This window comes from Cedecea sp. NFIX57, assembly GCF_900177785.1.
In the GTDB taxonomy this organism is placed as follows: Bacteria; Pseudomonadota; Gammaproteobacteria; order Enterobacterales; family Enterobacteriaceae; genus Cedecea; species Cedecea neteri_C.
In genome coordinates this window covers 16,234-42,084 of the sequence record NZ_FXAS01000021.1, presented here as the reverse complement: position 1 = coordinate 42,084, position 25,851 = coordinate 16,234, and the positions used below count along the sequence as shown (strand labels likewise).

At 52.7% G+C, this 25,851-nt stretch carries 25 protein-coding genes and 1 riboswitch; of the genes, 12 read left to right on the top strand and 13 right to left on the bottom strand.

Translation table 11 applies throughout. From position 1 onward, the window contains the following. Positions 1-29 precede the first annotated feature (29 nt). From fimZ to fimW, 4 genes are all read right to left on the bottom strand, one after another. Positions 30-662: a fimbria biosynthesis transcriptional regulator FimZ gene (fimZ, locus tag B9Y90_RS17660; RefSeq protein WP_039287865.1), complete on the bottom strand. Its 633-nt coding sequence runs from the start codon at positions 660-662 to the stop codon at positions 30-32. A gap of 564 nt (positions 663-1,226) precedes the next feature. Further along, positions 1,227-1,967 (bottom strand): hypothetical protein, encoded by a 741-nt coding sequence (locus B9Y90_RS17655; protein ID WP_085542036.1) that lies wholly within the window; start codon positions 1,965-1,967, stop codon positions 1,227-1,229. Between the two features lie 8 nt (positions 1,968-1,975). Next, positions 1,976-2,683, bottom strand: a complete 708-nt coding sequence (locus B9Y90_RS17650; protein ID WP_039287859.1) for an EAL domain-containing protein — start codon at positions 2,681-2,683, stop codon at positions 1,976-1,978. A 252-nt stretch (positions 2,684-2,935) separates the two neighbouring features. Further along, complete coding sequence (gene fimW, locus B9Y90_RS17645; protein WP_039287857.1) at positions 2,936-3,538, bottom strand: fimbria biosynthesis transcriptional regulator FimW; 603 nt, start codon at positions 3,536-3,538, stop codon at positions 2,936-2,938. 213 nt (positions 3,539-3,751) lie between these two features. On the opposite strand from fimW, the gene tsr reads away from it, so the two are divergent. Next, entirely contained in the window at positions 3,752-5,416 is a 1,665-nt protein-coding gene (gene tsr / locus B9Y90_RS17640; protein ID WP_085542035.1) for a methyl-accepting chemotaxis protein, read from the top strand. Between the two features lie 52 nt (positions 5,417-5,468). On the opposite strand, the gene B9Y90_RS17635 is transcribed toward tsr, so the two are convergent. Further along, the gene (locus tag B9Y90_RS17635) at positions 5,469-6,404 is read right to left on the bottom strand and encodes a LysR family transcriptional regulator (protein ID WP_039287851.1); all 936 of its coding nucleotides are present in this window, start codon (positions 6,402-6,404) and stop codon (positions 5,469-5,471) included. A gap of 178 nt (positions 6,405-6,582) precedes the next feature. On the opposite strand from B9Y90_RS17635, the gene B9Y90_RS17630 reads away from it, so the two are divergent. Both B9Y90_RS17630 and B9Y90_RS17625 read left to right on the top strand, forming a co-directional pair. Further along, positions 6,583-7,917 carry an MFS transporter gene (locus tag B9Y90_RS17630; RefSeq protein WP_085542034.1) on the top strand — a complete coding sequence of 445 codons (1,335 nt, stop codon included), beginning with the start codon at positions 6,583-6,585 and terminating at the stop codon, positions 7,915-7,917. A 15-nt stretch (positions 7,918-7,932) separates the two neighbouring features. Next, positions 7,933-9,099, top strand: coding sequence for a M20 aminoacylase family protein (locus B9Y90_RS17625; protein ID WP_085542033.1), 1,167 nt, complete (start codon positions 7,933-7,935; stop codon positions 9,097-9,099). 49 nt (positions 9,100-9,148) lie between these two features. Here B9Y90_RS17625 and ubiK read toward each other — a convergent pair whose 3' ends face one another. Then, the gene (ubiK, locus tag B9Y90_RS17620; RefSeq protein ID WP_039296297.1) at positions 9,149-9,409 is read right to left on the bottom strand and encodes a ubiquinone biosynthesis accessory factor UbiK; all 261 of its coding nucleotides are present in this window, start codon (positions 9,407-9,409) and stop codon (positions 9,149-9,151) included. 122 nt (positions 9,410-9,531) lie between these two features. Further along, positions 9,532-9,680: riboswitch (FMN riboswitch) on the top strand. A 94-nt stretch (positions 9,681-9,774) separates the two neighbouring features. On the opposite strand from ubiK, the gene ribB reads away from it, so the two are divergent. Both ribB and ygiD read left to right on the top strand, forming a co-directional pair. Further along, positions 9,775-10,428, top strand: a complete 654-nt coding sequence (gene ribB, locus B9Y90_RS17615; protein ID WP_008460907.1) for a 3,4-dihydroxy-2-butanone-4-phosphate synthase — start codon at positions 9,775-9,777, stop codon at positions 10,426-10,428. A 178-nt stretch (positions 10,429-10,606) separates the two neighbouring features. Continuing rightward, the gene (gene ygiD / locus B9Y90_RS17610; protein WP_085542032.1) at positions 10,607-11,395 is read left to right on the top strand and encodes a 4,5-DOPA-extradiol-dioxygenase; all 789 of its coding nucleotides are present in this window, start codon (positions 10,607-10,609) and stop codon (positions 11,393-11,395) included. Between the two features lie 33 nt (positions 11,396-11,428). Here ygiD and B9Y90_RS17605 read toward each other — a convergent pair whose 3' ends face one another. The 3 genes from B9Y90_RS17605 to tolC all read right to left on the bottom strand — a co-directional run bounded on the left by B9Y90_RS17605 (position 11,429) and on the right by tolC (position 14,927). After that, complete coding sequence (locus B9Y90_RS17605) at positions 11,429-12,589, bottom strand: glutathionylspermidine synthase family protein (protein WP_085542031.1); 1,161 nt, start codon at positions 12,587-12,589, stop codon at positions 11,429-11,431. Between the two features lie 6 nt (positions 12,590-12,595). Continuing rightward, positions 12,596-13,273, bottom strand: coding sequence for a DUF1190 family protein (locus B9Y90_RS17600; protein WP_085542030.1), 678 nt, complete (start codon positions 13,271-13,273; stop codon positions 12,596-12,598). A gap of 169 nt (positions 13,274-13,442) precedes the next feature. Further along, positions 13,443-14,927, bottom strand: coding sequence for an outer membrane channel protein TolC (gene tolC, locus B9Y90_RS17595; protein WP_085542029.1), 1,485 nt, complete (start codon positions 14,925-14,927; stop codon positions 13,443-13,445). Between the two features lie 212 nt (positions 14,928-15,139). Here tolC and nudF point away from each other — a divergent pair, with 212 nt between their 5' ends. From nudF to parE, 5 genes are all read left to right on the top strand, one after another. Then, positions 15,140-15,772 carry an ADP-ribose diphosphatase gene (gene nudF, locus B9Y90_RS17590; protein WP_039287831.1) on the top strand — a complete coding sequence of 211 codons (633 nt, stop codon included), beginning with the start codon at positions 15,140-15,142 and terminating at the stop codon, positions 15,770-15,772. 2 nt (positions 15,773-15,774) lie between these two features. After that, positions 15,775-16,200, top strand: coding sequence for a DUF1249 family protein (locus tag B9Y90_RS17585; RefSeq protein WP_085542028.1), 426 nt, complete (start codon positions 15,775-15,777; stop codon positions 16,198-16,200). Positions 16,201-16,343: 143 nt separating this feature from the next. Then, positions 16,344-17,171, top strand: a complete 828-nt coding sequence (cpdA, locus tag B9Y90_RS17580) for a 3',5'-cyclic-AMP phosphodiesterase (protein WP_085542027.1) — start codon at positions 16,344-16,346, stop codon at positions 17,169-17,171. Continuing rightward, complete coding sequence (yqiA, locus tag B9Y90_RS17575) at positions 17,171-17,746, top strand: esterase YqiA (RefSeq protein ID WP_085542026.1); 576 nt, start codon at positions 17,171-17,173, stop codon at positions 17,744-17,746. The genes cpdA and yqiA overlap by 1 nt, the downstream gene beginning before the upstream one ends. A 45-nt stretch (positions 17,747-17,791) precedes the next feature. Further along, positions 17,792-19,684 carry a DNA topoisomerase IV subunit B gene (parE, locus tag B9Y90_RS17570; protein WP_008460924.1) on the top strand — a complete coding sequence of 631 codons (1,893 nt, stop codon included), beginning with the start codon at positions 17,792-17,794 and terminating at the stop codon, positions 19,682-19,684. A gap of 64 nt (positions 19,685-19,748) precedes the next feature. Here parE and B9Y90_RS17565 read toward each other — a convergent pair whose 3' ends face one another. From B9Y90_RS17565 to qseB, 4 genes are all read right to left on the bottom strand, one after another. Next, positions 19,749-20,066, bottom strand: a complete 318-nt coding sequence (locus B9Y90_RS17565; protein WP_085542025.1) for a putative quinol monooxygenase — start codon at positions 20,064-20,066, stop codon at positions 19,749-19,751. A 30-nt stretch (positions 20,067-20,096) separates the two neighbouring features. Then, positions 20,097-20,678: an NAD(P)H-dependent oxidoreductase gene (locus B9Y90_RS17560; RefSeq protein WP_039287817.1), complete on the bottom strand. Its 582-nt coding sequence runs from the start codon at positions 20,676-20,678 to the stop codon at positions 20,097-20,099. Between the two features lie 116 nt (positions 20,679-20,794). Further along, positions 20,795-22,156: a quorum sensing histidine kinase QseC gene (gene qseC / locus B9Y90_RS17555; RefSeq protein ID WP_085542024.1), complete on the bottom strand. Its 1,362-nt coding sequence runs from the start codon at positions 22,154-22,156 to the stop codon at positions 20,795-20,797. Next, the gene (gene qseB / locus B9Y90_RS17550) at positions 22,150-22,812 is read right to left on the bottom strand and encodes a quorum sensing response regulator transcription factor QseB (protein ID WP_085542023.1); all 663 of its coding nucleotides are present in this window, start codon (positions 22,810-22,812) and stop codon (positions 22,150-22,152) included. Before qseB ends, qseC begins: the two co-directional genes overlap by 7 nt. Before the next feature lie 192 nt (positions 22,813-23,004). On the opposite strand from qseB, the gene B9Y90_RS17545 reads away from it, so the two are divergent. Next, positions 23,005-23,406 carry a YgiW/YdeI family stress tolerance OB fold protein gene (locus tag B9Y90_RS17545; RefSeq protein ID WP_085542022.1) on the top strand — a complete coding sequence of 134 codons (402 nt, stop codon included), beginning with the start codon at positions 23,005-23,007 and terminating at the stop codon, positions 23,404-23,406. A gap of 147 nt (positions 23,407-23,553) precedes the next feature. After that, positions 23,554-25,824 carry a DNA topoisomerase IV subunit A gene (gene parC, locus B9Y90_RS17540; RefSeq protein WP_039287806.1) on the top strand — a complete coding sequence of 757 codons (2,271 nt, stop codon included), beginning with the start codon at positions 23,554-23,556 and terminating at the stop codon, positions 25,822-25,824. Positions 25,825-25,851 lie beyond the last annotated feature (27 nt).

The following is a 25,851-nucleotide window of genomic DNA, read 5'->3' as shown; positions in this document are numbered from 1 at the left end:
TATTTCCGCTTCCAGTGCGTGAAGGTCCCTTATAGCAGTTCGTGCACCTTGGCATAGTCAATCAGCTCGACAATGGAAGTGAGTCCGAGTTTAGAGAATATATTAGCTTTATGTGCGCTAATGGTTTTATTGCTAAGCAATAGCTGTTCGGCAATCTCTTTATTCGACAACCCGTTTGCCAAATAGCGTAAGACGGTAACTTCGCGATTGGATAACGGCATATCGTCCATTGTTCCCCGACGAGATTTATGGCTACTGATAAAGTGCAGCGTCTCAGAAGGGAAAAAGGAGTAGCCAGACAGCAACATTTCAACCGCGTTAAATATATCTTCCTGTTCCTTACGTTTGCTCACAAAACCGTTGGCACCAGCCTGAATCGCGCGTCCGGCGTAAAAAGACTCTGATTTTGATGACAGGAAAAGGATCTTAGTATTTTCCTGTATTCCTTTGATTCTCTTGAGCAATGTGAAACCGTCGGTGTTAGGGAGTTCAATATCAAGAATCACCAGATCGACCGGATTCGCTCGCATATAGTCGATAACTTCCCGACCATCATCTGTTTTTAAAACAACATTAATATCTTTATTTCTCTGGAGCAGGACTTCTATCGACATTCTGACAATAGGGTGTTCGTCCATAATGATTACGGATGCCGGTTTCATTTTTTTTGCCTCGATTGTTTGATAAAAACATCGCTTTGACACAGCGTCAATGGCAGCGAAAGTGATAAACAGTGAGTTGACGGTTGCCGGTCTTTATGCGGGAACCTCCTTGTTTGCTTTAAAACTTATCCCTTTTTTAAATTCGTTATTCGTAGCGGAGAACGACTGCCTAAATAACTTCACATTTAAACGTTATAAATGCCCTGGCAAATATAAATATGTGATGGAGTGATTATACAGCGCAGTTTTTGTGGGAAAAGTCTGATGTTCCTGGGGGGCATCTGAGTCAATACGAAATGCTGTGTAGTTAATTGGCCTTTTTCTAAATTGAATTAACTCACCTTAATTTTAAGTTAGGTTGGTTTGAAAGACTTTTTATTGCAGAAAAAATGACATTTAGTTCTGATTGTTGTTAATTTGTTTTGGATCAAAAAGTGCTGAATGGCGGCAGGGCGGAAGAATTGCTTCCAGGAATAGTTGTAATTGTTATTATTTTGTTGGTTTTTAACTCAAGTTGAACATAGAAATTAAGTAAATTCTTAAAATATCTTATCACTCAGTAGGTTAGTCCGATCGCCAATGTGCGTTATTTGCAACAGAAATTTCATGAAGCAGATGCAGCATTTTACTGCGTTTATCGAGGCCCAGTCGGGCCAGCAAAACGTTGAAGCGGTAAACGACGTAATGATAGGGTTTATCCAGTAAAAGGGCGATAGATTTCAATGACTCTCCGCGGCCTAGCGCCAGTAAAATAGCCCATTCTCTAATGGAAAAACCGGGGGTGTCGTACCGCGTGGTCAAATCGGTGTCGTAACAACTTAGCGCCTGTTTCAGTTTGTCCGGTGGCAGACGACGCTCTACGAGTTGGCAGTCCACGGCCAGCAGAATAAATCGCGTAACTTCAGGTTTTCGTAACGCGCTAAGTAAGATGATTTGGGACTGCGGCGTGGCGATTATCTGTTGGCGAATGGCCTGCAGAATTTCAAACGTCGGTGTCTCCAGGCTGTCGAGGTCGATGATCAGACGGGGTACAGAGGAGAGTGTTTGATGCGCGATGACGTCATCCAGTGAAGTGGAAACCGGAATGTTAAGGTGTTGAAAAAGATTGCCGGTGATTGCGTGGCTGAGAAAGCTGTCGGCAGAAATCAGGATGGCGTCGGGCTTCTTTGGTTTTTGTCCCCCAATCAATTGCTGCTGAAGATATTCGAGTCGATCAAAAAAAAGTGGCGCTGTGTAGTTGGCGGGGTTTAGAAAATAATCAGTCCGACTACGACGGTGTTTATTTCGCCTCATGGCTGCGCACATAAGTCTCCTCACAATGACAATGTATCAGAGAGCAGCCAACGTTTATGCGGCCATAAATAGCCCTGCCCAAGATTGGCACCTGACTGGCGAGCGAGTTCGAGATGTTGCGTGTCTTCGATACCTTCAATGACAACCTGAGGTGATATATCTGCGCACTGTGCAACCAATTGCCTAAGTGCCCGGCGGTTTTTGCTGAGCGTCCAGAATGCGTGTTTATCAATTTTTACTCCGCCGACATCAATGGCGTAGCGGTGGAAGCTTTCAATACAGCCGTCGGTAAGGTCATCAAGCCAGACCGATATCCTTTGTTGCTGTAACAGCTTAATTCGCTCACACAGGCAAAGCTGATGCTGCGTGGAGCACAGACCGAAAAGTGGAGCATCCTGTATCTCAATTGTTATCCATGATTCGCAAACATCAAGCAGGTGTGTGAATAGCCGATCGTCTATCAACGCCATAAGAGGAAGGTTAAGGCAGTATCTGCCGGGTTTTTGTCGGGACTTCAGCAGTTCGGTTTGCTGGCAAAAAAGTGCCACGCTGTCGGAAGCCGGCAGATTTGCAAAAAAAGCGTCAGGATCGCGCGACGGCGTTAGCTGACTGAGTACTTCGTAATGAATAACGTGTCCGCTGAATAAATTAACAATCGGCTCCAGGCGGAGGCCGGATATATGCTGGTTAACAGATAATAAAATGTTATCGCTAGAAATATTTATCATTATTTTGTCGCTAATTGTGACAATTATTACGGAGTTGCTGTTCGATCAATGACCTGAGAGAAAGAGGTCGTGCACTTTCAGCAAATTTGGAGATTATTCTGAGCGTATTCTCTCAGCGCTACGAAAGGGTGAATAGCAGGGATGGCTTATTCCAGGTTGCGAAAATTCGCAACCCTGAAGTGTGAAGGGAGTGTTTTTTTGATAATTAAGAGTAATTCCCTGGCATAATAAGAAAGTACTTAATCAATGGATTCAATCCAGCAAGAAAGGCAAATTGAGCTTGATATAATTCATGAGTTTATATTGGCTCTTGATATTAAGTTTTTTCATAATCGACAGTCGTTTATCTCGCGCTGCATTTTCATCGATATGCATAATAAAAGCCGCATCAATCAGCGAGTAACCACAGGCCATTAGCTTCAACAGCTCGCGCTCCTGCATGTTGAAATGCCGTGTTGTGCAGTAGTGGCAAATAGATGTAGGCACCGGCAGCGTGTTTTTTTTACGCCGTTCGGGATCTATCCAGGGGGCCAGCTTGAGCCTGACATCTTCGACCTCATCCTCACGGTATATAGACGGCAGCATATACAGGCAGGGGCGAAACATCAGGTTCTCCTGATCCTGCTTTTTGCAGATGAGGATCACCCTCTGATGGCGCGTCGTCTGCGGTATTTTGTAGCAGTTGGCCGTTGACCAGTTGTCATCGAGTGCGAAAAAAACCAGATCCGCGACGTCCTGGTGCGCCAACGGTAGGAAATGATAAGTCTCGCTAAACTGATGACAGAGCTGCTGGATAATAATTTTAATGCCATTGGCAAAATGGCTATTTCTTTCACAGATAGCAACGGTGAGCATGCCTTCCTCCGGGCTGGTTGACTATTAAAAAAATGATAGTGAAAAAAACTCGGGTTATGAATGTGTTACGACTTAACCCCGCAGGCGTGGAGGATGAATTATTGCCAGGCCATTTCCTGGGAGTAGCAGAAAAAACGGCAAAAAAACGCTTTGGGTAAAGTTTTCTGCTGTTACGCCGATGATTAAGACTTGTCTTACAGGGAATGAGAAGCAATGTTAAACCGTATCAAAATCGTTACAAGCTTACTGGTCGTCCTGGGGCTGTTTGGCATTTTGCAGATAGCTTCCGGTGGGTTGTTCTTCAACGCGCTGAAGCAGGACAAAGAAAATTTCACCGTTCTACAAACCATTCGTCAGCAGCAGTCAACGCTGAACGGCAGTTGGGTCGCGCTGCTGCAGACCCGTAACACTCTGAACCGCGCCGGTATTCGTTACATGATGGATGCCAATAAAATTGGCAGCGGTGCAACCGTTGAAGAATTGATGGCGATCGCCAGCACTTCGCTGAAACAGGCTGAGGTTGAGTGGGCGGCTTATGAAGCTTTACCGCGCGACCCACGTCAAAGCGACACGGCCGCACAAGAAATTAAGCGCAACTACGATATTTATCACGGCGCGCTGGCGGAGCTGATTCAACTGCTCGGTGCGGGGAAAATTAACGAATTCTTCGATCAGCCAACCCAGGGGTATCAGGACGGCTTTGAGAAGCAATACGTTAACTATCTGCAGCAAAACGATCACCTTTATCAGGAAGCGGTCGACAGCAGCAATAGCTCCTACAGCATGGCGATTTGGATCCTGATTGGCGTCCTGATTGTGGTACTGGTAGTGATCCTTGTGGTTTGGCAGGGGATCCGCACCACGCTTATCTCTCCGCTGAATCGCCTGATCGAAAGCATTCGCCACATCGCCAGCGGCGATCTGGTGCGCAAAATCGACGTGGAAGGCACCAACGAGATGGGCCAGCTGGCCGAGAACCTGCGGCATATGCAAAACGAGCTGGTGATTACCGTGGGCGAGGTCCGCAACGGAGCGAATGCTATTTATAGCGGCGCCAGCGAGATTTCCATCGGCAATAACGACCTCTCTTCTCGTACCGAACAGCAGGCGGCTTCGCTTGAGGAAACGGCTGCGAGCATGGAGCAGCTGACTGCCACGGTGAAACAGAATGCCGAGAACGCCCGTCAGGCTAGCCAGCTGGCGTTGAGTGCGTCTGAAACCGCACAGCGCGGCGGCAAAGTCGTGGACAATGTGGTGCATACCATGAGTGAAATTGCCGGCAGCTCGCAGAAAATTGCCGACATTATTAGCGTCATTGATGGAATCGCCTTCCAGACCAATATCCTGGCTCTTAACGCCGCCGTTGAAGCTGCCCGTGCGGGCGAGCAGGGCCGTGGTTTTGCCGTGGTAGCCGGAGAAGTCCGTAACCTGGCGCAGCGTAGCGCGCAGGCCGCGAAAGAGATCAAAACCCTGATTGAGGACTCGGTCAGCAAGGTGGATACCGGCTCAACGCTGGTTGAAAGCGCCGGGGAAACCATGGGGGAAATCGTGAATGCGGTGACCCGCGTGACCGATATCATGGGCGAGATTGCCTCTGCTTCTGACGAGCAAAGCCGCGGGATCGATCAGGTTGGATTGGCGGTGGCAGAAATGGATCGTGTGACCCAGCAAAACGCCGCCCTGGTTGAGGAGTCTGCCGCCGCAGCCGCTGCGCTGGAAGAGCAGGCTAGCCGGTTGACGCAGTCCGTTTCCGTGTTCCGTATCGCTCAGGAGCGCCAGGCCAAAGCCCAGGCCGCTGCGCCAAAGGTTGTCGCGACGACGCCTGCACCGCGTAAAGCCGTAGCCGCAGCGTCTGACGAAAACTGGGAAACCTTCTGATTCGGTGATTTTCAGTGAAACAAGGCGGATAGCTCAGGCTTGTCCGCCTTTTTTATATTCTCGCCACCATCTCCAGTGCGTCGCTGTCCTGGAGCCAGTCGCGCGAATTGATCCTCAGCATTTCCATAAAAGTTGTTCCCGCAGTGGAAAGTCGTCCAAGGCTGGGGCAAACGATATTCACGCTGGTTGCCGGCAACACTTCTTTGAGCGTGAGTGGACGGAGGTTTTTTTCATAACCTGGGAAGCGCAGCCTGACCGATGTCCACATGCTGACAATGGGTGCCTGCTCCATCATGCGCGCCATAATCCACGGGGAAGAACAGTGAACAATCGTCGGTGGTAGCGGCAGGTTATAGCGGCGAAAAACCTGGCCCAGAATAGAGTGTTCTCCTGGTTCATCCCAGTCCAGCCAGGGAAATTGCATCAGACTTTTCAGCGTCGTGGTGTGGGTAACGGGGTGATGTTCGCCGGCAATAATGGTATTGCTCAGTGCGTAGAGTGTCTCGTGATAAAACGTACCGATGGGCGTTCCGCTGGCGCTGGTCATTACCGCCATATCCAATCTCTGATTCGCCAGGGCATCCAGGATCTGGTGCGGCCTGCCTTCCATCGCGGTTAGCTTCACGCCTGGGTATCGTGTCTGATACTGACTCATTGTGGTACAGAAGGGGCCGTAAGAGGCGGCGGAGGTAAATCCAACGCGCAACTGGCGCATAGCTTTCCCGAGCAGATTATCTATTTCATCTCTTGCCTGATGTAACGATCGATCAATATCTCTGGCATGGCGCAACAGCACTTGCCCGTACTCATTCAACGTCACTCCCCGTGATGAGCGTTGCAAAATTGGCATGCCGATTTCAGTTTCCATCTCCTGAATGGTCTTGGAAATGGCGGGTTGAGTGAGATGCAGCGCTCGGGCTGCCTTACCAATGCTGCCTTGTGCGGCAACCTCTAGCAATACATCTAACTGATTTAGTTTGATTTTCATTTGTTACCCCGCCTTGTGTCACCGCCATAGTGCAAAAAATGTGCTTTCAGGATAGGAAGAATATAACCAAAGGCATAACTAATTTTTATGTTTGCGATGTTCTTTTTTTATGCAGATAGTCGAATCACTCCCCGGAGTAACAACACAACATGCAAAAAATAATTAGAAGGAAGTGAGCATGAAATCATCTGCCAGTTCTGCCTCCACGGCCAGCGGGTTGATAGCCGCGGTGCCGCCTCAGAGCCGCCCAGTGGAAGAGCGAACCAGCGCTAAGTCGCTGGTGGCCGTAACATTGGGAAACGGATTAGAAATCTATGATTTCGCGGTGTACAGCTTCTTTTCGGTCATCATTGGTCACCTCTTTTTCCCCTCCAGTAATGATTATGTTTCTCTGCTGCTGGCGGTCGCGACTTTTGGTGTCGGTTTTGTCATGCGCCCTTTGGGGAGTCTGGTGTTGGGCAATTATGCAGACAAACATGGCCGCCGTTCAGGAATGACGCTGATCCTCGGGCTGATGGCACTTGGTGTCATGCTGGTGGCGTTTGCGCCGACTTACAGCCAGGCCGGGATTGTGGGGCCAATGGTGCTGATTGCCGGGCGTTTGCTCCAGGGATTTTCTGCCGGAGGAGAAATCGGCGCGGCGACCAGCTGGCTGATGGAGGCCGGGGATAAATCCCGCCGCGGGCAACGTGTGAGCTGGCAGATGACCAGCCAGGGGGGCGCGGCGCTTTTTGGTGCGGCCATGGGCGCGGGATTGAGTCATTATCTCAGTGAAGAAGCCTTGTACGATTGGGGCTGGCGCGTACCCTTTATTCTGGGCCTGGCGATCATGCCCATTGGCATGTACATCCGACGTCACCTGCCTGAAACCCATCATACTGAATCAGCTCCCCAGAAGGAGAATTCGGCAAAAACTCTCTGGCGGGAACATCGCCGTGCGCTGTTGCTCGGCATTTTGCTGATAATGAAAGGCACAACAACGTTTTACATTATTATTTATTACATGCCTGCCTATATGGTGAACACGCTGCATATGCCGGCGGCAACCTCCTACTGGATCAGCCTGACGGCAGCGCTTTTGACGCTCCTGATCCCCTTTTTTGCCGGAAAGCTGGCGGACCGTCTGCCCCGACGTAAACCGATCATGACTATTTGTTTTTCCGTGTCGCTAGTGCTGATTTGGCCGATCTTTGCGTCGATCCTTAACGGCATGCCGCTGTTTATCACTATCGCGTTAATTGCTGTCGATCAGGTGCTCGCTAATGTTTGCACTGTGGTGCTGTTTTTGCTGCTGCTCGAAGCATTTCCGCAAACGGTTCGGGCCTCGGGGATCGGTATCGTTTATGCCGTTGGCGTAACGCTGTTTGGCGGCTTTGCACAATTTAACGTGACCTGGTTACTTAAAGTGACGGGGCAGCCGATGACGCCGGCATGGTATCTGATTTTTTGCTCTTTCGTTTCGCTGGCGGCGCTGTTTGCCTGGCGGGAACGGAAAACGCTACCCGATGCTTAATACAAGGAGCTATCTATGTTGATTAAAGAGATTCTGGATCGTGAAGAAGAGATGATCGCCATTCGGCGTGATTTCCACCAGCACCCGGAACTGGGTTTTGAAGAGTTTCGCACCAGCGATCGTATTGCTGAGCTGCTGACGGGCTGGGGTTACGAGGTACATCGCGGGTTAGGAGGCACCGGGGTAGTTGGGACGTTAAAAGTGGGTAGCGGCGGTAAAAGATTGGGGATCCGCGCCGATATGGATGCGCTGCCGATGCAGGAGCAAACAGGGCTGCCGTGGGCAAGCCAGGTCGAAGGTAAAATGCATGCATGTGGGCATGACGGACACTGTGCCATTCTGCTTTCGGCGGCCTGTTATCTGGCGGAGAAGAAGCCTTTTAATGGGACATTACACCTGATCTTCCAGCCTTCTGAAGAAAAGATCGGTGGTGCTAAGCGCATGATCGACGATGGCCTGTTCAGGTTATTTCCGTGTGATGCGGTGTTTGGCCTGCATAATTTTCCCCTGATCCCCGCCGGGCAATTTGTGACAAAACCAGGGGCGCTGATGGCATCTTCTGACAGTCTGACGATCACCCTGGAAGGCAAAGGCGGGCATGGTTCGATGCCGGAGCACTGTATCGATCCTACCATAGCTGGGGCATCTATTGTGATGGCGCTGCAGACTATCGTCTCTCGCAATATCGATCCTCAGGATTCAGCTGTGGTTACCGTGGGCAGCCTGCAGAGCGGCACAACGCACAACATTATTCCTCATAGCGCCGTGCTGAAACTGAACATGCGTGCCTTTAAAAAAGAGGTGCGTGAGGCGCTCAAACAAAGGGTTGAGACTCTCGTCCACGCTCAGGCGGAAAGTTTTGGCGTGAAAGCCAGTATTGAAGTGGATTTTGGCTATCCAGTGACGATAAATAACGAAGCGCAAACGGCCTTTGCGCTTCAGGTTGCCCGGGATACATTCGGCCCAGATAAAGTCGCTGACCCTCAGGAGGTTAAGAGCATGATGGGCAGCGAGGATTTCTCTTTTATGCTGGAAGAGGTGCCTGGTTGTTATATCTGGCTGGGAACGGCGACGGGGAAAGGCGACTACTCGGTACATCATCCGCTGTATCAGTTTAACGATGCTTGTATTTCGGTAGGAGCAACATACTGGGTCCGGTTGAGCGAGGCATTTTTGCGCTGAGCATTTCCCCCTGGCGCTTTCCTTTGCGGGAGCGCCAGGGGGATGGGGATTACTCGGCGTCTTTCGGGACTTCGCGGTTTTCCAGTTCGGTCAGACGCTGCTCCAGCAGAGCCAGTTTCTCGCGGGTGCGCAGCAGCACCTGAGTTTGCACGTCAAACTCTTCGCGGCTCACAAGGTCAAGACGGGTTAACTGAGACTGAAGGATCTGGCGTACTTTCTTCTCCACATCATCCCCGAACTCACGAATCCCTTTCGGCATTGACTCATGGACCTGGCGGGCGATTTGTTCAATTTTTTTCGGGTCAATCATAGCGGCTTCCATTATCTGGCGAGTAATAGGGCTAATTGTAATGCCTGATTGCCAGGGGATAAACTGGAAATGTTGCCTGTGTAATCGTTGCCCACAAAAATGATTAGCGCTATAGTGAACCTGCTTATTCTCAGGGCGGGGCGAAACTCCCCACCGGCGGTAAATCAGCGAACGCTGAAAGCCCGCGAGCGCTTCAGGCTTTGCCTGAAGGTCAGCAGATCCGGTGTAATTCCGGGGCCGACGGTTAAAGTCCGGATGGGAGAGAGTAACGATCACGTCAGGCCCTGGCCTGCCCGCGTTATTTTTTTAGCTCCTAAGACTGCCCTGATTCTGGTAACCATAATATTAATGAGGTTTTTATTACCATGAATCAGACGCTACTTTCTGCATTTGGCACCCCGACTGAGCGCGTTGAGCGTGCTCTTGATGCGCTTCGCGAAGGCCGTGGCGCCATGGTTCTCGACGACGAAAATCGTGAGAACGAAGGCGATATGATCTTCCCGGCTGAAACCATGACCGTTGAGCAAATGGCGCTGACCATTCGCCACGGGAGCGGTATTGTCTGCCTGTGCCTGACCGACGAACGCCGTAAACAGCTCGACCTGCCGATGATGGTCGAAAACAACACCAGCGCTTTCGGCACCGGGTTTACCGTGACCATCGAAGCGGCGCACGGCGTGACAACCGGCGTTTCTGCGGCCGACCGTCTGACCACCGTTCGTGCAGCGATTGCCGATGGCGCTAAGCCGAGCGACCTGCACCGTCCTGGTCACGTTTTCCCGCTGCGTGCGCAGCCGGGCGGCGTGTTAACTCGCGGCGGCCACACCGAAGCCACTATCGACCTGGTTTCTCTGGCTGGTTTCAAACCTGCGGGTGTGCTGTGTGAACTGACCAACGACGACGGCACCATGGCGCGCGCGCCGGAGTGCATCGAGTTCGCCCGTAAACACAATATGGCGGTTGTGACCATCGAAGATCTGGTGGAATATCGCCAGGCGCAAGCGCGTAAAGCTAGCTAAAAAAATAAAGCCCGGTCAGCGCGATCGGGCTTTTGCTTTTCATTCCTGCCTGGCTGTTTTGGTCTTTTCAGACCTGTTCAAAATTTCTGATGATCATCATCATGCTTATCTGAGTTCTTCCCATAAAAATTGGGCGTAATCTGTGTGTATTAAATCTTAGCCATTTAAGGACACCATCATGACAAGCCCACGTATGCCCGCGCTGTTCCTTGGCCATGGTAGCCCAATGAACGTGCTGGAAGATAACCGCTATACCCGCACCTGGGCTCAGCTTGGCGAAACGCTGCCGCGGCCAAAAGCGATTGTGGTGGTGTCTGCCCACTGGTTCACCCGTGGAACGGGCGTGACTGCGATGGAAGCACCGAAAACGATTCACGACTTTGGCGGTTTTCCGCAGGCGCTGTATGACACGCACTATCCGGCACCCGGTTCGCCTGAACTGGCGCAACAGCTGGTTGAATTACTGGCACCAACGCCGGTGGCATTAGATAAAGAGGCGTGGGGCTTTGACCACGGCTCGTGGGGCGTACTGATCAAGATGTACCCGAATGCGGATATTCCGATGGTGCAGCTGAGTATCGACAGCACGAAGCCGGCAGCCTGGCATCTGGAGATTGGCCGCAAACTGGCCACGCTACGTGACCAGGGCATTATGCTGGTGGCGAGTGGTAACGTCGTGCATAACCTGCGCACGGCACGCTGGCACGGTGAAAATACGCCTTACCCATGGGCCGAGTCGTTTAACGACTATGTTAAAGCGAACCTGACCTGGCAGGGGCCTGCGGAACAGCATCCACTGGTGAACTATCTCAGTCATGAAGGCGGCTCACTGTCTAACCCGACGGCGGAGCATTTCCTGCCGCTGCTTTATGTGCTGGGCGCGTGGGACGGCAAAGAGCCGATCACGATCCCGGTCGACGGCATAGAAATGGGATCGCTGAGTATGCTGTCGGTTGTGGTGGGATAAAGAAAAGGCGCCTTTCGGCGCCTTTTTCAACGTTTATTCAACAAAAATATGCGGATAGAAACGGGAAAGATCCTGCGTAATAAGCTCGCGATCCTCACGAATCCCGATCCCGGCAGGCTGATCGTTAATAAGCCAACTGCCAATCAGCGTATAACTGTCGCCGAATTTTGGTAGCTGATAGAACTGCTGGACGATCATGCCTTCTTCGCCATATGGCCCGTCAACGCGCGCGATTTCCTGGCCATTCTCGATGATCTTCACGTTGGCGCCTTCGCGAGAGAAGATCGGCTTCACGACGTATTTTTCCATCGGCGGGAAGTTATCTTCGGCGAAATAGGCTGGCAACAGGTTAGGGTGGCCAGGGAACATCTCCCACAGCATCGGCAGCAGGGCTTTGTTGGAGATAATGCTTTTCCAGGCCGGCTCTAACCAGCGCACGCCTGCATCTTCCAGCTTGGTGGAGAACATCTCACGGAGCATGAATTCCCACGGGTAGAGCTTGAACAGGTTGCTGATAACCTGATCCTTCAGATCGGTAAACTGACCTTTCTCCCCGAGGCCAATTTCCTCGATAAACAGGAACTCGCTGGCGACGTCAGATTCGGCGGCGCAGTCCTGCAGATACTGCACCGTGCCGCGATCTTCGACTGTGTCCTGGCAGCAGGCAAAGTGCAGCAAATTGAAGCCATGCTGTTGCTTCAGTTCGGCGAAACGCTCAATCAGCTTTTCCTGCAGGCTGTTGAACTGGTCTGCGCCTGCGGGCAGCTTGCCTGCAGCCACCTGATCTTCAAGCCAGATCCACTGGAAGAAGGCTGCTTCATACAGCGACGTCGGTGTATCGGCGTTGTTTTCCAGCAGCTTGGGTTCACCGACGCCATCCCACGCCAGATCCAGACGGGAATAGAGGGAAGGCTGCTGGCTGCGCCACGACTGGCGAACAAATTCCCAGGTGTGTTTCGGAATGCGGAAACGGGCCATCAGCTCATCGCTGGCTACCACCTTTCCCACAACCTGCAGACACATTTGATGCAGTTCGGCAGTCACCTCTTCCAGGCGTTCAACCTGAGCCAGGGTGAGCTTATAATAGGCGTCTTCACACCAGTACGGTTCGCCGTACATGGTGTGGAAATTGAAGCCATATTCCGTGGCTTTTTCGCGCCAGTCCGGGCGCTCAACGATAGAAACTCTTTCCATGATTTATCAGCCGCCCATCGAACGGCTGCTGCCGGAAGTGGCGCTGCTGCGCTGCATGGTAGATTGCCTGGCTACCGATTCACCAAAGCCGCCGCGAGTGACCGTTGAGGTGGTGGCAGGTTTTGGTGCCATTGCGCTTTTCGGAACGGTGGTCGTCCGGCCTGGGGTGGCCGCGCCGTAGCTTTTGCCGCTGGCATCGGCGTACTTACCGTAAGCCGGGCTGGCCGGGTTTTTTGAGGTAAACAGCGGCTGCTGCGCAAAGCCCGCGCCGCCGCCCATCAGACGGCCCATCATGTAGCCCGCCATCAGCGGCATCCAGAAGCTGCCGCTTTGCTGCGGTTGAGCCTGAGCCTGGCTTTCCCCTGCAAGACTTGCCTGAGCAGGCGCTGGCTGGCACTGCCCTTCGCCAAACTCGGCCACGCAGGCTTCACGGGAAGCGTACTTCGGTGCCGTGCGTTCAGCTTCTTTCAGGGCGTTACTATAGGCAGTTGTACATTCCGCGCTTTTGCCCGGGTTTGCCTGCGAGCAGTCATCCGCGTTTTGATACATTGAGACAGTTTCGTCGCTTTGTTCACAGCCGGCCAGCATAAAGACAGCGGTAACAGCCAACGCCACCGGCGTTAAATGGCGTGCGTTCCAGCTTTTGCGGAACGATGAATGATTTATATTTTTTGTCCGTTTCATTTAATCAGTCCTGAGCCCAGTAGGTTTGGTGCTAAGGATAGGGGATGAACGGTTGAAATTGAAGCGATGCAGGCCTGTTGGCAGGAGATCTTTACGTTGCCTTACGTTTAAATGAGAGACAGAAAAAAAGGGACGTAAAAATACGCCCCTTTCGTTGACATTCCGGCGATTAATTAGCGAATGGGTTCGCTTTTTTCCCGCTGGTGGCCGCTGCCGGAGTGGCATGAGTCGCTTTTGTCGATGCGGCTGCTGGCGTGGTGTTGTAACCGTCAGCCCGGGCATCCTGCTCCGGGGTTTCCGGGGCAACGCTGTCCGCGGAGGTTGAAACCGGTTTGCCCAGGGTGTTGTTCAGCGCAATCAGATCCTGCTCGTTCAACGTACCCAACGCTGATTTAATATTCAGCTGGTTAATCAGGTAGTTATAACGTGCGCTGGAGAGTTGCTGTTTGGCGTTATACAGCGTGGTGGTCGCATCCAGCACGTCAACGATAGTACGGGTACCCACCGAGTAACCGGCTTCCATCGCATCCAGGGAGCTTTGCGCAGACACAACGGCCTGTTTGTAAGCGTTGATGGTGCTGATAGAGGCGTTCACGTTATTAAAGGAAGAACGCACGGTCTGTACCACGCTGCGGTGCGCACTTTCCAGCTGCTCGCTGGCACCCACAAAGTTGTACTGAGCCTGTTTAACCTGAGAGTTAACCTGGCCACCCTGGTACAGCGGCAGGGAGAAGCTCAGGCCAACCTGGTTCTGCCCTTTGTAGCTGTTGTCATACGCTGAGTTATTCCCGGTTTTAGAACCATTGTAGCTGGTGTTAGACACACCGCTGGACGCGTTCAGGCTCAGGGTCGGCAGGTGGCCGTCTTCAGCCAGACGAATTTGTTCGCGCGCCAGATCCTGGCTCAGGCGAGCCTGAAGCAGGCTAAGGTTGCGTTTCTCAGCGTCTTTGAGCAGGTTGTTGACTGCATCTGGCTTGGTGGTTTTGAAACCGTCCACGTTCAGGGACGCCAGGCTCAGATAGTCGTTCCCGGTGACCTGACGCAGGGATTCCACCGCGTTGTCCAGATTATTACGGGCGGTAACTTCGTTCGCCAGTACGGTGTCGTACTGCGCACGGGCGTTCTGCACGTCGGTAATGGCAACCAGGCCCACGTTAAAGCGCTGAGTGGTTTGATCCAACTGGCGGTAGATGGCTTGTTTCTGCGCTTCAGTATAAGAAAGTGCGTCAATGGCGCTCAGCACGTTAAAATAGGCTGTGGCCGTATTCAGGATCAGAGACTGCTGATCGGTCTGGAAGCTGACATCCTGAATCCCTGCGGTTTTTTCCTGCAGGCTCAGGGCGCGCCATTTCGACATATCAAAAATGGTTTGCGTCAGCTGTAACGTTGCGCTTGTCGCGTTGGAATTAACACCATTCTGATCGCGGAAACCGTTACCGTAGGTGTAATCTGCACCCAGACCCAGCTGTGGCAATAATGGGCTGCGTGCTTCATTAATTTTTTCGAATGCGGCGTCACGGTCAGCAGCGGATTTACGCAGGTCCGGGTTGCTGGTGCGGGCCTGCTGGTAAACCTGCAGCAGGTTTTCTGCCTGGCTCATGGCGCTGAAACCCGTCAGGCTCAGACCGATAAGAATGGGGAGCAGTTTCTTCATTTGCATTCCTTGTTGTGAAGCAGAATTATTTTGTTTAACGCCGACAGGAGTCAAAGATGATCGCCGATTCTACAGATTCCGTCAGCCGGGCAGGTTGGCGTAAAGTGCCATCTACCTTAATTTTCACCAATCTACCACATCAAAATTGAAAGGGCAGTTATGCAGGGTTGAAATCGCCCGGCCAGCGCCCATTTGTCATCAGGACATCATTTATGAATAAGTCAGAAAAGCTTGCGGCTACTTTCGCCAAAAAGGATGTAGAAATTATTGCACGGGAAACGCTTTATCGTGGCTTTTTTTCACTCGATCTTTATCGTTTTCGCCATCGTTTATTCAACGGCGAAATGAGTGGCGAAGTGAAGCGCGAAATTTTTGAGCGCGGTCACGCTGCGGTGCTGCTACCCTATGACCCTGTGCGCGATGAAGTCGTGCTGATAGAGCAGATTCGTATTGCCGCCTGGGACACCAGTGAAACCCCATGGCTGTTGGAAATGATCGCCGGCATGATTGAAGAAGGTGAAAGCGTAGAAGATGTTGCGCGCCGTGAAGCCGTAGAAGAAGCAGGCCTCGCTGTGGGCCGGACCAAACCGGTTCTAAGCTATTTAGCCAGCCCTGGCGGCACCAGCGAACGGCTGTCTATTTTAGTCGGCGAAGTGGATGCCACTCAGGCCAAAGGTATTCATGGCCTGGTGGAAGAAAACGAAGATATTCGTGTTCATGTGGTCAGCCGGGAGCAGGCTTACCAGTGTGTCGAAGAGGGGAGCATCGACAACGCGGCGTCGGTCATCGCTTTGCAATGGCTGCAGCTGCATTATGAGCAACTAAGAAAAGAGTGGAACCACTGATTATGAAGCGCTATACCCCTGACTTCCCCGAAATGATGCGTTTGTGCGAAACCAACTTCGCGCAGCTGCGCCGCCTGTTGCCAAAAAATGATGCAGTGGGTGAAACGGTAACCTATCAGGTTAATAGCGCCAGATATCGCTTAACTATCTCAGAATCAACGCGTTATACAACGCTGGTGGAAATTGAACAAACGCAGCCCGCGGTGAGCTACTGGAGCCTGCCGTCAATGTCGGTCAGGCTGTATCACGATGCGATGGTCGCGGAAGTGTGTTCAAGTCAGCAGATCTTTCGCTTCAAAGCGCGATATGATTATCCGAATAAAAAGTTGCATCAACGCGACGAAAAGCATCAAATTAACCAGTTTCTTGCTGACTGGCTGCGCTACTGTTTAGCGCATGGAGCAATGGCCGTGCCCGTGTATACCTAGTTTTTAGGGATCAGGACGGCTAACGGCACAACGCCCTGAATAAATGGATGATATTGATACCCTGAATGAATCGAGCTGCGGCCTGGATATCAGCAGCTTAAGTGTGGTGGGTAGTAAGTGTGCGTGAAACCTAAGGACACCATTTGGAAAGCCTGTTAACCCTTCCTGTGGCCGATGGAGGCCGGATCAGGATATTGCAAATAACCGATACCCACTTGTTCGCGGGAAAGAACGAAACGCTGCTCGGGATTAATACCTGGAAGAGCTATCAGGCGGTGCTGACCGCCATTCTCGCCGAACAGCGTGCCTGCGACTTACTGGTGGCAACCGGGGATTTGGCCCAGGATCACAGCGTGGAGGCTTATCAGCACTTTGCTGAAGGGATCTCCCGCGTTTCCGCGCCTTGCGTTTGGCTACCGGGTAACCACGATTTTCAGCCTGCGATGTTTAACGCCCTGCAGGAAGCAGGCATTTCCCCGGCAAAGCGCGTTTACATCGGCGACCACTGGCAAATTTTGCTGCTGGACAGTCAGGTTTTTGGGGTTCCTCACGGTGAACTGAGCGATTTCCAGTTGGAATGGCTTGAGCGTCAGCTGGCTGCCGCCCCAGAGCGTCACACGTTGCTTCTGCTGCATCACCATCCTCTTCCTGCTGGCTGTAGCTGGCTGGATCAGCACAGCCTGCGCAATGCTGCCGCACTGGATGCCGTGCTTAAGCCCTGGCCGCAGGTGAAAACGCTGCTTTGTGGGCACATTCATCAGGAACTGGATCTCGACTGGAACGGTCGCAGAATGCTGGCCACGCCTTCGACATGCGTCCAGTTCAAACCCCACTGCGCCAATTTCACGCTCGACACTATTGAGCCGGGTTGGCGCTGGCTTGACCTTTACCCTGACGGTAGCCTGACGACGGAAGTGTGCCGGTTGCAAAGCGGTAAATTCAGTCCTGACACGGCTTCTGAGGGGTATTAATGCCTGCGTTACTGTATCTGCACGGGTTTAATAGCTCACCGGCCTCCGCAAAAGCGACCCGGTTTAAGTCATGGCTGGCGCAGCATCATCCTGACATTGAAATGATTGTGCCTCAGTTGCCGCCGTACCCCGCAGAAGCCTCCGAGCTGCTGGAATCGCTTGTGCTTGAGCGCGGAGGAGAGCCGCTGGGTATTGTGGGGTCTTCCCTCGGTGGCTATTACGCGACATGGCTTTCGCAGTGCTTTACGCTGCCTGCGGTGGTGGTCAATCCGGCTGTTCGCCCCTTTGAGCTGCTCGTGGGGTATCTCGGTAAAAACGAGAACCCCTACACCGGGCAGCAATATGTGCTAGAGTCACGCCATATTTACGATCTGAAAGTCATGCAGATTGACCCGTTGGACGCGCCAGACCTGATTTGGTTGCTGCAACAAACGGGCGATGAGGTGCTTGATTACCGCCAGGCCGTAGCCTACTACGCGCTCTGCCGCCAGACGGTGAAACCCGGTGGCAATCATGCCTTCACGGGCTTCGAAGATTATTTCACACAGATTGTCGACTTCCTCGGCTTACGCTGAGGCCTGACGGCCGATTTCCTGTTTCGCTATCTGAATGAATAAACCATGACGCAATCCTATAATGCCGATGATATAGAGGTACTCACCGGGCTTGAGCCTGTTCGCCGCCGCCCGGGGATGTACACAGACACCACTCGTCCTAATCATTTAGGGCAGGAGGTCATTGATAACAGCGTGGATGAGGCGCTGGCAGGTCACGCCAAGCGCGTGGATGTCATCCTGCACGCCGACCAGTCGCTGGAAGTCATTGATGACGGTCGCGGGATGCCTGTTGATATCCATTCCGAAGAGAAGGTCCCGGCCATTGAGCTGATCCTTTGCCGTCTGCATGCGGGCGGTAAGTTCTCGAATAAAAACTACCAATTCTCCGGCGGCCTCCACGGCGTAGGGATCTCTGTGGTTAACGCCCTTTCCAAACGCGTTGAAGTGACCGTCCGCCGCGACGCTCAGGTATACAGCATCGCTTTTGAAAACGGCGAGAAGGTGCAGGATCTGGAGGTGATTGGCACCTGCGGGAAGCGTAATACCGGGACCAGCGTGCATTTTTGGCCGGATGAAAGCTTCTTCGACAGCCCTCGTTTTTCGGTTTCGCGGCTCAGCCATCTGCTGAAAGCAAAAGCTGTATTATGCCCAGGGGTAGAGATTACCTTTACCGATAAGGTGAATAATACCGAGCAGCGCTGGTGCTACCAGGACGGCCTGAACGACTATCTGTGCGAAGCCGTTAATGGCCTGATTACCCTGCCGGAAGCGCCGTTTATCGGCAATTTTTCGGGTGATACCGAAGCCGTTGACTGGGCGCTGCTCTGGCTGCCGGAAGGTGGCGAGCTGCTGACAGAAAGCTACGTAAACCTGATCCCAACCATGCAGGGCGGAACTCATGTAAACGGCCTTCGTCAGGGGCTGCTCGACGCGATGCGTGAATTCTGCGAATACCGCAATATTCTGCCGCGCGGCGTGAAGCTCTCTGCGGAAGATATCTGGGAACGCTGCGCCTACGTGCTGTCGGTCAAAATGCAGGATCCTCAGTTTGCTGGCCAGACGAAAGAGCGTCTCTCCTCACGCCAGTGTGCGGCCTTTGTTTCCGGCGTTGTGAAGGATGCTTTCAGCCTGTGGTTGAACCAGAACGTGCAGGCGGCAGAACAGCTGGCAGAGCTGGCGATTTCGAGCGCGCAGCGCCGTATGCGCGCCGCGAAGAAGGTTGTGCGTAAAAAGCTGACCAGCGGGCCGGCGCTGCCGGGTAAGCTGGCGGACTGTACCGCGCAGGATTTAAGCCGGACCGAACTTTTCCTGGTGGAAGGGGACTCGGCGGGCGGCTCCGCGAAGCAGGCTCGCGATCGCGAATATCAGGCGATCATGCCGCTGAAAGGGAAAATCCTGAATACATGGGAAGTTTCTTCTGACGAAGTGCTTGCCTCGCAGGAAGTGCATGATATTTCTGTGGCGATCGGTATTGATCCGGACAGTGAAGATCTGAGCCAGTTGCGCTATGGCAAGGTCTGTATCCTTGCGGATGCGGACTCCGATGGTCTGCACATTGCCACGCTGCTGTGCGCACTCTTTGTGCGCCACTTCCGGGCACTGGTAAAAGGTGGTCACGTTTACGTGGCGATGCCGCCGCTCTACCGCATCGATCTGGGTAAAGAGGTTTATTACGCGTTGGATGAAGAAGAAAAAGCCGGCGTGCTGGAACAGCTTAAGCGCAAAAAGGGCAAGCCAAACGTGCAGCGCTTTAAAGGGCTGGGCGAGATGAACCCGCTTCAGCTGCGTGAGACCACGCTTGATCCGAATACCCGCCGTCTGGTTCAACTGACCATCAGCGATGAAGATGACCAGCGCACGCTGGCGACGATGGATATGCTGTTGGCCAAGAAACGTTCGGAAGATCGCCGCAACTGGCTGCAAGAGAAAGGCGATATGGCCGATATCGAGGGCTAAACGTTTTTCTCCAAAACGTAAAAGGGATGGCTCAGGCCATCCCTTTTTGCATTCTAATGCCCAGTTACTTCACGGCTTCTTCGAGAATGCGGATATGTACTTCCAGCACATCGTCTTTCACGCGGGCGCTATGTTCTTTCATGTGTGTGGTCTGAAGATGCGCTTCCAGGTGCGCGACGCTTTCCCATTTTTCCAGCATGAAGATGGAATCCGGGGCGGTAGTCTGGAACGCGACCTGGGCGTTATGATCGACCAGCGGCGCGTAGCCGTGGCAGCCATCTTCCTGCAGCACGGTTGGAATAATTTTCTCAAACGCTGCAATTACCGCCTGGCGGTGGTGTGAACCAGGACGTGTGCGAATTTCTGCAATCACTGTCAGCATGACTAACTCCTTATGTTATCCGGCCAACAGTTAAGCAAAAATACCAGCCAGATGCTTGCGATATTCTGCTACATAATGTGGCACGTCAGGTGCTTTGATGACGTCATTAGCGATAAAGGTTGGCAGTCCTTCCATACCCAGGAATTGGTTCGCTTTGTGGAACGGAAGATAAACGCCATCCACGCCAACGCCATGGAAAAACTGATCCTTTTCGGTGAAAGCTTCTAAAGGTGCGTTCCACGTCAGGGATATCATGTAGGTTTTGCCCTGAATCAGGCCACCGGAGCCATATTTTTTAGAAGCGTCTGAACGAGTACGACCGTCGCTGGCATACAGCGAACCGTGACCTTCGGTGAACACATCGTCAATGTACTTTTTGACCGTCCACGGGGCGCCCATCCACCAGCCCGGCATCTGCCAGATGATGCTGTCTGCCCAAAGGAATTTCTCAACTTCTGCTTTAACGTCATATTCGCTGTCTGCGCGAGTGACCTGAACATCATGCCCGAGGTCGCGCAAATAGCTTTCCGCGACTTCAGTCATGGTGTCATTAAGCTGGCCGTTAGAATGACCGAATTTTTTACCGCCGTTAATAATCAGGATGTTGCTCATCGTTAGCCCTTAAATAATTACGTTTGCCAATCATTATAATGAGCGCCTTGCTGTGTAAAAATGACCAAAATGTGCAAAGACTTTTGCTGTACAAGCAATAATCAGACTGAAACCTCTCAGTTCCAACTGATGTGAACCCTAAAGCCGCCGCTTTCTGCATTGCCGAAAGTTGCCTGCATACCGTGCAACGCCGCAATTCGACTTACGATTGACAACCCCAACCCGCTGCCTGTTTTTAGCTGCCCTGGCGGGCGGAAGAAGCGTTCGCCCAAAGAGGCAAGATATTCAGGGTTCACACCTGGTCCATTGTCGATAATCTCAAGGTTATGTTCGTTTAGCACGACGTTCACAATGCTGCCTGCGGGACTGTAGCGGATGGCGTTATCGAGGATATTGCGTAGCATCAACCCGAGTAAAAGTGGCTGGCCACGGCGAGTCACCGGTTGCTCCAACATCTGCAGGCGAATATCAATGTGTTCTCGCTGGGCCCCGTGCCAGGCTTTCATCACGTTTTCCTGAAGCAGCGTCTGCAGCGACACGTCTTGCACATCGTTAAGTTCAGCCAGGGAGTCCAGTCGGGAAAGCGTAAGGAGCTGTTCAACAAGACGAGAAGCGCGATCGATGCCGTGGTGAAGCTGGTTTAGTGCCTGACCCCTGACCTGAGCATCATCCTCAGCCAGTTGAGCCACCTCTGCCTGTACCTTCAGGGCGGCAAGCGGGGTACGGAGTTCGTGCGCAGCATCGGACGTGAAGCGCCTTTCACGCTGCATAAACGCCTCTGTACGCTCAAAAAGCTGATTTAATGCTTCCACCAGCGGCCTGACTTCCAGCGGAAGCGCCTGCGTCGCCAGCCTGCTGTTGTCGGCCGGAGGACGGTGCTGTAGTTTTTGCGTTAGCTTACGCAGCGGTGCCAGTTCTGAACTGACTAACCAAATCAGCAGGGCCAGCATCAGCGGCAACACGATTAGCCAGGGCATGAGCTGAGCGGAAACCACATCCAGGGCCATATCGTTCCTGTAATCCCACTCCTGGCCGACCACGATGCGATAATGCCCATCAGGTGTTGTCAACCAGACCAGACGCCATTGATCGTCATCATCTTCGAGTCGTCCGTCAGCAAATCCATCTCTATGCCATGAATAAGTCAGCCCTTTACCGCTGTCGCCGTCATTGAGCACAAGCCTGCCGTCTACGGTAAAAATGGCGAAGGCTAATGTGTCATCATCAAGTTTACCTCGATGTTTTTTCAGTATGTTTTTACTGCGAGGAAGCTGTAAATCGATATTGTTTGCAGTGTTGAAATCCAACACGCTTAGCCGCTTAGCAAAAAGCAGTTGCTGCGTATCGAAGAGCTTGTTGAGCGATTTGCGGGCTTCATACCACGCGGTAGTACTGGCAATGGCTGCGGCTGCAAAGGTAAGTACGATAAAGCCTACTGTCAGACGCGAGCGTAAGCTTTTGGTCAAGGTGTTTAGCATGTGTCACCCAACGTATAGCCGATGCCGTGTACGGTGCGAATAAAACTGCTGCCCAGTTTTTTGCGAAGATGGTGAATATGAACTTCAAGGGCGTTACGTGAGACTTCATCGTCCCAGTTATAGATTTTTTCCTCGATTAACGTGCGCGGTAGCACGCGCCCGGCGTTTCGCATAAGCAACTCGAGTAAGGCGAATTCCTTGGGCTTCAGCTGCAAGGGCTCGCCGTTGAGAGATACCGTATGGTTTGCCGGGGAAAGCACAACATTTCCGTAGGTTAGTTCCGGCTGCGCGTGGCCGTGCGCCCGGCGGATGAGCACTTGCAGCCGAACCGCGACTTCTGTGAGTGCGAAAGGTTTACAAAGGTAGTCGTCCGCCCCCAGCTGTAATCCTTCTATCCGCTCGTCCAGCGAGTCCCTGGCCGTTAAAATCAGCACCGGTTCGTTGTGGCCTTCTTTTCGCCAGGCACGGAGGATATCCAGACCATCCATACCGGGCAGGCTGAGATCCAGCACTACGGCATCGTAGGGGGCGAGGCCAAGTGCGGCTTGCCCCTGAAGCCCATCGTTAAACCAGTCAACCGCAAACCCCATTTTGATTAATCCGGCTTTAATGCCGTCACCAATCAGTGGGTCATCCTCAATAAGTAACAGGCGCATGGCGCACTCCTTGTGGCTGCCGTTATGGCGTGCAGTAAATACCCGAATCCCTTATGTGTACAGCAGAAAAGCCTACTCCTTCGGTAAAGGCCGCAAATACACAATAAAAAATAGTTTCCACTCTGGGGATTAAGATCCCGCTAAGATTTGAGCGATTTAATGGGGGCTAAGAAACGAAAGGAGAATTACATTATGAAAAAGACAGCAGCTTTGTTTGCCATTATTGCTTTAACTTCAGCCCCTCTCTTTGCTGCTCAGACCGGTGGGTTTGTTGACCCTAATGCCTCGGTACAAACTCAGCCTGTACAGCAGGGCGGCTTTGTGGGCCCAACGGGGAGTAAAACCACGGTAAAACAGGCCAAAACGTTATCTGATGACACTTGGGTGACGCTGACCGGCAAAATAGAACAGCGCATTGGTGGCGATGATTACATTTTCCGCGATGCAACCGACAGCATCAACGTAGATATTGATCATAAGCGTTGGAACGGCCAAGTGGTCACCCCACAGGATACAGTGGAAATTCAGGGTAAAGTGGATAAAGACTGGAATTCGATTGAAATCGACGTAAAGCAAATTAACAAACTGAAGTAACGCTTGAAATGCGGCTTGCCCTTCTGGGCTGCCGCTTCGTATAAAGCTATTCATCGCTATGACTCAACAGGCCAGATAAGGTACTATCGGCGGCAATTACGCCGATTGTGGCCACAATCGGTTCGTCAGTTTGAGGATGAATGAGCAATGAGTGATTTGACTCATGATGGTGCTGAGCGTCTTGCGCTGCACGAATTCACGGAAAATGCGTATCTCAACTATTCCATGTACGTCATCATGGACCGCGCCCTGCCGTTTATTGGCGACGGGCTCAAGCCGGTTCAGCGTCGAATCGTATATGCGATGTCTGAGCTGGGGCTAAACGCCAGCGCAAAATTCAAAAAGTCTGCCCGTACCGTGGGTGATGTGCTGGGTAAATACCATCCGCACGGCGACAGCGCCTGTTATGAAGCGATGGTGCTGATGGCGCAGCCGTTCTCTTACCGCTACCCCTTGGTTGACGGGCAGGGGAACTGGGGCGCGCCGGATGATCCCAAGTCCTTCGCTGCAATGCGTTATACCGAATCTCGCCTGTCGAAGTACGCGGAGCTGCTGCTCAGCGAACTTGGACAGGGAACGGTAGATTACATCCCGAACTTTGACGGAACGCTGCAGGAGCCAAAAATGCTGCCTGCGCGTTTACCTAACATTCTGCTTAACGGCACAACCGGCATTGCGGTAGGGATGGCAACGGACATTCCTCCACATAACTTGCGTGAGGTTGCCCAGGCCGCCATAACGTTGATTGACCAGCCAAAAACGACGCTGGACAGCCTGCTGGATATTGTCCACGGTCCGGATTATCCGACCGAAGCGGAAATCATTACGCCGCGTGAAGATATTCGCAAAATCTACCAGAACGGGCGCGGTTCAGTTCGCATGCGTGCGGTATGGCGCAAAGAAGACGGTGACGTGGTGATTACCGCGCTGCCACACCAGGTGTCGGGCGCTCGCGTGCTGGAACAGATTGCCAGCCAGATGCGGGCGAAAAAGCTGCCAATGGTTGAAGACCTGCGCGATGAGTCGGATCATGAAAACCCGACCCGACTGGTGATTGTGCCTCGTTCTAATCGTGTAGACGTTGAGCAGGTCATGAACCATCTGTTCGCGACCACCGATCTGGAAAAAAGCTACCGCGTTAACCTGAATATGATTGGCCTGGACGGCCGCCCGGCGGTGAAAAACCTGCTGGAGATCCTCAGCGAATGGCTGGTCTACCGTCGTGACACGGTGCGCCGCCGCCTGAACTACCGTCTGGAAAAAGTCCTTAAACGCCTGCATATCCTCGAAGGCTTGCTGGTGGCGTTCCTCAATATCGACGAAGTGATCCATATCATTCGTACCGAGGATGAGCCGAAGCCGGTGCTGATGTCGCGCTTTGATATCAGCGAAACGCAGGCCGAAGCGATCCTTGAGCTGAAGCTGCGCCACCTCGCCAAACTGGAAGAGATGAAGATCCGCGGCGAGCAGAACGAGTTGGAAAAAGAACGCGATCAGCTGCAGGGTATTCTCGCTTCCGAGCGTAAAATGAACACGCTGTTGAAGAAAGAACTGCAGTCGGATGCCGATACCTACGGTGATGACCGCCGCTCTCCACTGCACGAGCGCGGTGAAGCGAAGGCGATGAGCGAGCATGACATGGTGCCGTCTGAACCGGTGACTATTGTGCTGTCGCAAATGGGCTGGGTGCGCAGCGCCAAAGGCCACGATATTGACGCGCCGGGCCTGAGCTACAAAGCCGGTGACAGCTATCTTGGCTCTGCCAAAGGCAAAAGTAATCAACCCGTGGCGTTCATTGACTCCACCGGGCGAAGCTACGCGCTGGATCCGATCACGCTGCCGTCAGCGCGAGGTCAGGGTGAGCCTCTGACCGGTAAGCTGACGCCACCGCCAGGTGCGACGGTGGACTATGTGCTGATGGCCGCAGACGATCAGAAGCTGCTGATGGCGTCTGATGCGGGCTATGGCTTCGTCTGTACCTTTAACGACGTTGTATCACGCAACCGCGCAGGTAAAACGTTGATTTCCCTTCCTGATAACGCCCGTGTACTCCCTCCGCTGGAAATTCACAGTGCAGACGACATGCTGCTGGCTATCACCGCTGCCGGGCGCATGCTGATGTTCCCGGTGAGTGATTTGCCGGAATTGTCGAAAGGGAAGGGCAACAAAATTATCTCTATCCCGGCAGCCGAAGCGGCGAAGGGTGAAGATAAGCTGGCACATCTGTTTATCCTGCCGCCGCAAAGCACGCTGACGCTGCATGTCGGGAAGCGTAAAATTAAGCTTCGCCCTGAAGAGTTGCAGAAAATAACCGGTGAGCGAGGCCGTCGCGGGACGTTGATGCGTGGTCTGCAGCGTATCGACCGTGTAGACGTCGATTCCCCTGTGCGGGCTGGAGCTGGAGACAGCGAAGAATAATCCGGGGTACGGTGGCAACGTTGCCGC

What these genes read in the sequence shown, in the direction of transcription:
- fimZ (WP_039287865.1), bottom strand. Translation starts at nt 662, where the DNA reads ATGAAACCGGCATCCGTAATCATTATGGACGAACACCCTATTGTCAGA.
- B9Y90_RS17655 (WP_085542036.1), bottom strand. Translation starts at nt 1,967, where the DNA reads ATGTGCGCAGCCATGAGGCGAAATAAACACCGTCGTAGTCGGACTGAT.
- B9Y90_RS17650 (WP_039287859.1), bottom strand. Translation starts at nt 2,683, where the DNA reads ATGATAAATATTTCTAGCGATAACATTTTATTATCTGTTAACCAGCAT.
- fimW (WP_039287857.1), bottom strand. Translation starts at nt 3,538, where the DNA reads ATGCTCACCGTTGCTATCTGTGAAAGAAATAGCCATTTTGCCAATGGC.
- tsr (WP_085542035.1), top strand. Translation starts at nt 3,752, where the DNA reads ATGTTAAACCGTATCAAAATCGTTACAAGCTTACTGGTCGTCCTGGGG.
- B9Y90_RS17635 (WP_039287851.1), bottom strand. Translation starts at nt 6,404, where the DNA reads ATGAAAATCAAACTAAATCAGTTAGATGTATTGCTAGAGGTTGCCGCA.
- B9Y90_RS17630 (WP_085542034.1), top strand. Translation starts at nt 6,583, where the DNA reads ATGAAATCATCTGCCAGTTCTGCCTCCACGGCCAGCGGGTTGATAGCC.
- B9Y90_RS17625 (WP_085542033.1), top strand. Translation starts at nt 7,933, where the DNA reads ATGTTGATTAAAGAGATTCTGGATCGTGAAGAAGAGATGATCGCCATT.
- ubiK (WP_039296297.1), bottom strand. Translation starts at nt 9,409, where the DNA reads ATGATTGACCCGAAAAAAATTGAACAAATCGCCCGCCAGGTCCATGAG.
- ribB (WP_008460907.1), top strand. Translation starts at nt 9,775, where the DNA reads ATGAATCAGACGCTACTTTCTGCATTTGGCACCCCGACTGAGCGCGTT.
- ygiD (WP_085542032.1), top strand. Translation starts at nt 10,607, where the DNA reads ATGACAAGCCCACGTATGCCCGCGCTGTTCCTTGGCCATGGTAGCCCA.
- B9Y90_RS17605 (WP_085542031.1), bottom strand. Translation starts at nt 12,589, where the DNA reads ATGGAAAGAGTTTCTATCGTTGAGCGCCCGGACTGGCGCGAAAAAGCC.
- B9Y90_RS17600 (WP_085542030.1), bottom strand. Translation starts at nt 13,273, where the DNA reads ATGAAACGGACAAAAAATATAAATCATTCATCGTTCCGCAAAAGCTGG.
- tolC (WP_085542029.1), bottom strand. Translation starts at nt 14,927, where the DNA reads ATGAAGAAACTGCTCCCCATTCTTATCGGTCTGAGCCTGACGGGTTTC.
- nudF (WP_039287831.1), top strand. Translation starts at nt 15,140, where the DNA reads ATGAATAAGTCAGAAAAGCTTGCGGCTACTTTCGCCAAAAAGGATGTA.
- B9Y90_RS17585 (WP_085542028.1), top strand. Translation starts at nt 15,775, where the DNA reads ATGAAGCGCTATACCCCTGACTTCCCCGAAATGATGCGTTTGTGCGAA.
- yqiA (WP_085542026.1), top strand. Translation starts at nt 17,171, where the DNA reads ATGCCTGCGTTACTGTATCTGCACGGGTTTAATAGCTCACCGGCCTCC.
- parE (WP_008460924.1), top strand. Translation starts at nt 17,792, where the DNA reads ATGACGCAATCCTATAATGCCGATGATATAGAGGTACTCACCGGGCTT.
- B9Y90_RS17565 (WP_085542025.1), bottom strand. Translation starts at nt 20,066, where the DNA reads ATGCTGACAGTGATTGCAGAAATTCGCACACGTCCTGGTTCACACCAC.
- B9Y90_RS17560 (WP_039287817.1), bottom strand. Translation starts at nt 20,678, where the DNA reads ATGAGCAACATCCTGATTATTAACGGCGGTAAAAAATTCGGTCATTCT.
- qseC (WP_085542024.1), bottom strand. Translation starts at nt 22,156, where the DNA reads ATGCTAAACACCTTGACCAAAAGCTTACGCTCGCGTCTGACAGTAGGC.
- qseB (WP_085542023.1), bottom strand. Translation starts at nt 22,812, where the DNA reads ATGCGCCTGTTACTTATTGAGGATGACCCACTGATTGGTGACGGCATT.
- B9Y90_RS17545 (WP_085542022.1), top strand. Translation starts at nt 23,005, where the DNA reads ATGAAAAAGACAGCAGCTTTGTTTGCCATTATTGCTTTAACTTCAGCC.
- parC (WP_039287806.1), top strand. Translation starts at nt 23,554, where the DNA reads ATGAGTGATTTGACTCATGATGGTGCTGAGCGTCTTGCGCTGCACGAA.